Origin of the sequence: Acinetobacter sp. YH12102, assembly GCF_013419125.1 — a bacterium.
GTDB lineage: Bacteria > Pseudomonadota > Gammaproteobacteria > Pseudomonadales > Moraxellaceae > Acinetobacter > Acinetobacter pseudolwoffii.
The window spans coordinates 1-3,724 of sequence record NZ_VPAS01000042.1 but is presented as its reverse complement, the minus strand read 5'-3'; the positions used below and the strand labels follow the sequence as shown (position 1 = coordinate 3,724).

Annotated in this window: 5 protein-coding genes and 1 pseudogene; 2 read left to right on the top strand and 4 right to left on the bottom strand. The window is 37.6% G+C overall.

Translation table 11 applies throughout. The features are described from left to right. Positions 1 to 169: 169 nt before the first annotated feature. A complete protein-coding gene (locus tag FTU42_RS14620) occupies positions 170 to 1,147 on the bottom strand; it encodes a GlxA family transcriptional regulator (RefSeq protein WP_180083702.1) in 978 nt (325 codons plus the stop codon). Positions 1,148 to 1,279: 132 nt separating this feature from the next. Between FTU42_RS14620 and FTU42_RS14615 the strand changes: the two genes are divergently transcribed. Next, positions 1,280 to 2,164, top strand: a complete 885-nt coding sequence (locus FTU42_RS14615) for an MBL fold metallo-hydrolase (protein WP_180083699.1) — start codon at positions 1,280 to 1,282, stop codon at positions 2,162 to 2,164. A gap of 83 nt (positions 2,165 to 2,247) precedes the next feature. After that, positions 2,248 to 2,790, top strand: coding sequence for a cysteine hydrolase family protein (locus FTU42_RS14610; protein ID WP_058951821.1), 543 nt, complete (start codon positions 2,248 to 2,250; stop codon positions 2,788 to 2,790). A gap of 86 nt (positions 2,791 to 2,876) precedes the next feature. Here FTU42_RS14610 and FTU42_RS14605 read toward each other — a convergent pair whose 3' ends face one another. The 3 genes and pseudogenes from FTU42_RS14605 to FTU42_RS14595 all read right to left on the bottom strand — a co-directional run. Continuing rightward, on the bottom strand, positions 2,877 to 3,158 hold the full coding sequence (locus FTU42_RS14605) for an addiction module antidote protein (RefSeq protein ID WP_000985610.1): 282 nt from the start codon (positions 3,156 to 3,158) through the stop codon (positions 2,877 to 2,879). After that, positions 3,159 to 3,461, bottom strand: a complete 303-nt coding sequence (locus FTU42_RS14600) for a type II toxin-antitoxin system RelE/ParE family toxin (RefSeq protein WP_000286964.1) — start codon at positions 3,459 to 3,461, stop codon at positions 3,159 to 3,161. A gap of 123 nt (positions 3,462 to 3,584) precedes the next feature. Next, positions 3,585 to 3,724 (bottom strand): annotated as a pseudogene (locus FTU42_RS14595) (ISNCY family transposase); the annotation flags it as partial.

Below are 3,724 nucleotides of genomic sequence, written 5' to 3'. Positions count from 1 at the left end.
GTCTTGCAGAACTGCAAGACGTTGAATTTCTTTGTCAGACATAGTGATCAGCATCTATATTTTATATCCAGTCCATGGTGATAAAAACCATCATAAACCAGACATTTTTATTGGTGAGAATATAGACCCTTTAAATGGGTTCTAACAACGAAATTTCGTATAACCGCCATTATGTTAAATGGGGCGGATTATTCTCATTAATGATCCCAAAAGCTTTTCTCCATGCCTGAGGGCTGGTGCCATATTTTTCACGGAAATTCTTTCTAAATGACACAGTATTATTAAAACCTGAAAGCTCGGTTATCTTTTCGATAGACAAGTTTGTCGCTTCTAAAAGTTCACAACTTAATCTGATTCTTTCAGTATTCAGCCAATCGACTAAGGTCATACCTGTCGCTTTCTTAAAGTACCGTGTGAACGTCCTGCGTGTCATATGTGTCCGTTCAGCGAGGCTTTCAATATTATGTTGTAAGGCTAAATTCTTTCTTAAAAAATCAAGTAATAGGTTAATTTGTGCATCTTGGCTCGATTCTGCGACTGGCTGTTCAATAAACTGAGTTTGCCCACCTTCACGGTGAGGCGGGATCACCATTACTCTAGCAACTTTATTCGCAATTCGTGCATTATAGATTTCACGTACCAAGTACAAGCAGCAGTCTAACGCTGCGCCTGTTCCAGCAGAGGTTACGATCCTTTGGTCTTCTACATACAGGGCGTCATTATCAAGTTGAACCTGTGGAAATCGTTCACTAAAATCCTGTTCAGCCATCCAGTGCGTAGCTGCTTTTTTATGGTCAAGCAGCCCTGCATATGCCAATGCATAAGTTCCGTAGCATAACCCTACAATTCTAATTCCAGCTTGATATGCACAATTTAGGGCATCGATAAGTACTTTTTCAGGTTTGTGATTAAAATCATCCCATCCAGGAATAATAATAAGATCCAATTGTTTAATAAGTTCGATCCCCCCATCAGGGATAATCATCATAGACTGTTCTGTTTTTACGGGTTGGCCATCTATAGAAAAAATTTTCAGATCAAATAAGCGTTTATCTTCAATCTTGATATTGAAAATGATATGGGGGATAGAGAAGTGAAATGGATTTATATTGGGATATACGAACAATCCAATCACTGGTATAGCCATTCAATCTACCTCTCTAAAATAATAAATATAGCATGTTGTCCCAATAGTTTCGATGATTGTCCTTAAAGACAATTTTATTGCTTAATTTTTCCTATCATGATTCGAGTATGACTAAATGATTGGATCTGGAACATGAATAAAATTTTAAGTAGCTCTGTTATTGCACTCTCTCTGGCAATGGCTTCAGTCCATTTATATGCGAATGATAAGGTGGTTCAGCGAGATACTTCTAAAGTTACGCATATACAAGAAATTCGCAATGCAACGATTAAAGTAACCTATGCTGATACGACTTTTTTAATTGACCCAATGTTTGCTAAAAAAGGATTCTATGAAGGTTTTCCTGATACTCATCGTAGCTATTTACGGAACCCATTAGTCGATTTGCCTATCAAGCCCGAAACGATTTTAGAAGGTGTAGATGCGGTAATCGTGACCCATACCCATCTAGATCATTGGGATGATGCAGCACAAGCGACTATTCCGAAAAACATGCCGTTGTTTGTACAGAATAAAGAAGACCAGAAAATCATTCAGTCACAAGGCTTCAAAGATGTTCGTGTATTAACTCAAGCGACCTTTGAAGGGATTAAGCTCACTAAAACTGGTGGTCAACACGGTACTGATGCCATGTACCGTATTCCTAAGCTTAAAGCTGGATTAGGTGAAGCAATGGGTGTGGTATTTGAAGCTGCTGGCCATGAAACTGTTTATGTGGCAGGAGATACCATCTGGCGTTCTGAAGTTGATCAAGCGATTCAAACATTTAAACCTGATGTGATTGTCTTGAATACAGGTAACGCCTTGGTTGATGGCTTTAAAGAATCCATTATTATGGGCAAAGAAGATACTTATCATGCAACTCAGAAAGCACCAAATGCTAAAGTGGTTGCTGTTCACATGGATGCAATTAACCACATGTCGGTAACACGTGCTGAGCTTGCAGATTACGTAAAGGACAAAGGAATCCAAGAGAAGGTTTTAATTCCTATCGATGGTGAAACGCTTTCTTTCTAAAGTGACTTAAAGAAATGGAAGCATTCCACTTCTTTAAAACATAAGTAGAACAAAACAAATATTAGTTAAGTAAAGGAATAGGTATGTCAAAATCAGCTTTATTAGTTATCGACTTACAAAATGAATATCTACCTACAGGTAAATTACCATTGGTAAATATTGAACAAGCTGCTGCTAATGCAGTGAAAGTAATTGCGAAAGCCCGTCAACTGGGTACTCAAGTGATTCATGTGCAACATATTGCTGATGCTGAATCTCCTATATTTGAACCTAGCTCAAATAGTATTGAATTTCAGGACACAGTTAAGCCGCAAGAAGATGAAGCTGTAATCATTAAAAATCACATCAATGCGTTCTTAAATACGAATCTCAAAGAAATTTTAGATAGCAATCAAGTGACTGAGTTAGTCGTGATTGGTGCTATGACGCATATGTGTGTTGATGCTGCTGTTCGTGCTGCTTCTGATTTTGGTTATAAGGTAAAAGTGATACATGATGCTTGTGCAACACTAGACTTGGAATTTAATGGCGTTAAAGTACCTGCTGGTCATGTCCATGCAACATTAATGGCCGCTTTTGAATTTGCATATGCTCAAGTAATATCAACTGAAGATTATGTTAGCTAAAGACTAAGATTTCCTAAAATTAACATAATACACGTTATATGAAGTTAAAAAAGGGAGCTTTAAGCTCCCTTTTTTACTAGTTTTTTTTAAATTGCTAAGCGTAAATTCAGCGCTTTTACCACTTTAATAACAGTATCAAAGCTTGGATTTACATCGCCAGAAAGTGCTTTATAAAGACTTTCTCGGCCTAAACCTGTGTCTCTTGATAATTGAGCCATTCCTTTAGCTTTAGCAATATTACCTAAAGCTTTTGCAATGAATGCCGCATCACCATTAGATTCATCTATACAGGCTTGTAGGTAAGCTTGCATATCTTCTTCTGTTTTAAGATGTTCAGCACTGTCCCATTTACGAAGTTTGATAGCCATTTACAGCTCCTCCTCTAAATCTTGTGCTAGTTGTAGGGCAAGTTTTATATCTTTACTTTGCGTAGACTTGTCTCCGCCTGCTAAAAGAATAACGACCCTTTGCCCTTGCTTACAGTAATAGATCCTGTAGCCAGGTCCAAAGAAGAAACGTAATTCAGAGACACCTTCACCGACTGGTTCAGTATCTCCAAAGTTTCCATCTTCAACCCGATCAATTCGGACTTGTATACGTCTTTTTGCCTGCTGGTCTTTTAACTTAGTAAACCAGTCATCAAAGACTTCAGTGGTATATATTGAGTACATAAGATTAATGTATCCTATAGGATACATTCATGCAAGAAATAAACTTGAATGTATGGGGCTTATAACAGATGTTATTCACCAATTAAAATGTCTATGCGATAAACCATTTAAAATGTCCTGTTTTTAACCACAAGATTCAAGCACAGGATTTAAATTTCTTTGTCCAATAACAGCTTTCTGAGCTTTACGGCTCGGCATACTTTTCTTGGCACGGGAACGTTTATTCTGTTTCTCCAATTCTTCATGTTGTTGCTGGATATGCG

Bases quoted from the DNA above. Each gene is read 5' to 3' on its own strand.
- FTU42_RS14620 (WP_180083702.1), bottom strand. From the start codon at position 1,147: ATGGCTATACCAGTGATTGGATTGTTCGTATATCCCAATATAAATCCA.
- FTU42_RS14615 (WP_180083699.1), top strand. From the start codon at position 1,280: ATGAATAAAATTTTAAGTAGCTCTGTTATTGCACTCTCTCTGGCAATG.
- FTU42_RS14610 (WP_058951821.1), top strand. From the start codon at position 2,248: ATGTCAAAATCAGCTTTATTAGTTATCGACTTACAAAATGAATATCTA.
- FTU42_RS14605 (WP_000985610.1), bottom strand. From the start codon at position 3,158: ATGGCTATCAAACTTCGTAAATGGGACAGTGCTGAACATCTTAAAACA.
- FTU42_RS14600 (WP_000286964.1), bottom strand. From the start codon at position 3,461: ATGTACTCAATATATACCACTGAAGTCTTTGATGACTGGTTTACTAAG.